Origin of the sequence: Hydrogenophaga sp., assembly GCF_041633695.1 — a bacterium.
In the GTDB taxonomy this organism is placed as follows: domain Bacteria; phylum Pseudomonadota; class Gammaproteobacteria; order Burkholderiales; family Burkholderiaceae_C; genus Hydrogenophaga.
The window spans coordinates 1-2,472 of record NZ_JBFJMY010000553.1; the positions used below are offsets into that span (position 1 = coordinate 1).

General features: G+C 64.5%; 1 protein-coding gene. It reads left to right on the forward strand.

What is annotated here, in order from left to right:
* On the forward strand, nt 1-2,472 hold a 2,472-nt coding region (locus tag ABYB95_RS21565), incomplete at both ends, for an acetate--CoA ligase family protein (protein WP_372661774.1).

A 2,472-nucleotide genomic window follows, 5' to 3' on the forward strand; every position in this document is an offset into this window, starting at 1 on the left:
CCAGCGCAGCCGTCTACGCCACGTTTTCGCCGGTGGTTTCCTCCGGACTGACCAAGTCCGGCGCGGTGGGCATCGTCAGCCAGAGCGGCGCCTTTGCGGCATACGCCTACGGTATGGCGCGAGAGCGCAATGTCGGACTGTCTTCATGGGTGGCGACTGGGAATGAGGTCGACATCGAAGTGGCCGACTGCATTGCCTGGATGGCCCGCGACCCGGGCACACGGATCATCCTTGCCTACATGGAAGGCTGTCAGGATGGCGCCAAGCTCAAGCAGGCGCTAGCGTCGGCGCGTGCGGCAGGCAAGCCGGTGGTGATGGTCAAGGTGGGGCGTACCGAACTTGGAGCACAGGCCGCAGCCTCCCACACCGCCGCGCTGGCCGGCAACGATGCTGCGTTTGACACGCTATTGCGCCAATATGGGGTCTGGCGGGCGCGAACGATCGATGAGTTCTTCGACATCGCCCATTGCTTCACGGTCTCGGGATTGCCCTGCAACAACAAGGTGGGTCTGCTGACGGTGTCGGGCGGCGTGGGCGCCCTCATGGCGGACGATGCGGCTGAAGCAGGCCTGGACGTTGCGCCCATGCCCGAATCCGCCCGGGCACTCATCCTGGCGCGTGTGCCGTTCGCCGCCACGCGCAATCCAGTGGACGTGACAGGCCAGGTGACCGTCGAAGGCGATCTGTTGAAGCTCGCGGCCGAAACGATGCTGCGCGAGGGCGATTACGGCAGCCTGGTGGTCTTTCTCGCTGCCGCAGGACTGACGCCGTCCATGCAAGAGGTTCAGAAATCCCTGGCCCGCGACCTGCGAGAAGCGTTTCCGCAGTGCCTTGTCATTTTCAGCGCGCTGTCGACCCCAGCCCAGCAGCGGGCCCTGGAACAACTGGGTTGCCTCACGTTCGCGGACCCCGGGCGGGCCATCCGGGTGCTGGCGGCGCTGGGCTTTCTGGCGAACCAGTCCGAGGAATCCTGTTCACAGCCTGCCCCTGCGCACGCTCCAACCAAGGTGGTGCTTCGGCCCGGTGCCTACAACGAGGCCGATGCGCTGGCCCTGCTGCGTGAGCATGGCATTGCGACACCCGAAGTGCGGCGTGCCCGCACGCGCGACGACGCGATCCGTGAGGCCAGCGCGCTGGGTTTTCCCGTGGTCATGAAGGTGTTGTCGTCTCAGATCACCCACAAGAGCGACATGGGTGGCGTCGTGCTGAACATCCAAGATGCCCATCAGGCCAGCCGCGCCTACGAAAGCATCGTTTCCAGCGTTGGTTTGAAAGCCCCCGGTGCGGTGATCGAGGGTGTTTTGGTGGCACCGATGGTCCGGGCTGGGGTGGAGTGCATCCTCGGGGTGCATCTCGATCCGGTGGTGGGTCCGCTGGTGATGCTCGGTGCAGGTGGGGTGCATGTGGAGCTGTTGAAGGACGTGAGCTTCCGTGTCGCGCCGGTGGACATCCGGCAAGCACGCGCCATGATCGACGAACTCAAATCCGTGCCCTTGCTGAAGGGCTATCGGGGCGCACCACCAGCCGACGTCGAAGCGCTGGCAGACGCCATCGTCCGGATTTCGGAATTTGCCATGGCGGCCGGAAACTCGCTGGAGGCGATCGACCTGAACCCCTTTTGCGTCTTGCCGGAAGGCCAGGGCGTTGCTGCGCTGGACGCCGTCATCCTTGGGCGGGAAACGGAATCGTCCGCCAACCTGCAGCAACTGGTGCTCCAGACACTCCCGCTGTTTGAAATGACGCGCATGCGTTCGGCCAATACCGCGAGGAAACACGCCGTCGAAGGCTTTGCGGGGCAAGGGGCGGCGTCCGCCATGCGCTGGGTGAACCAGTTCACCCATACGCGCAATCTGCTGGGCCCTGATGATCGGGAGGTGGTCACGCCGAACAACGACACGCTGTTCACCAATGCCTGGCTCGATCTTTCGGATGGTCCGCTGGTGATCGATGTGCCCGAAATGGGAGACCGCTACTGGACACTGGGGTTCCTGGACGCTTGGACGAATCCGTGGGCATACGCTGGGCGGCGCACCACGGGCGGTGCCCAGCAGAAAATCCTGGTGCATGGTCCCGACTGGCAAGGTGTGCCGCCCAAGGGCATGCACATCGTGAGCGCACCAGGCGCGGACGTGTGGATCATTGGGCGCATCCTGGTGGAACACGAGCCCGAGGATTTGCAGCGGGTACACGCATTGCAGAACCGGTTCGCCATTGCCCGTCTCGACGGCTCGTCGGCACTCAAACGGGTCGATACGCTGCTCGATGGGCGACAGACTGGCGTCCCACCCGCACACGAATATGTGCGGGTCGCAACGCAGATGATTCTGCGCAACCCTTCGCGCCATCCCGTGTCGGCGTGGCCGTCTCGGTTGGACGACCTGGACCTGGCGCTGGAGGCGGTTTATGCCGAACTGCGAGAAGCCAACGGCCGCGCAGAACTGGGTGGCGGCTGGACAACCGCGGTCAGCGTGC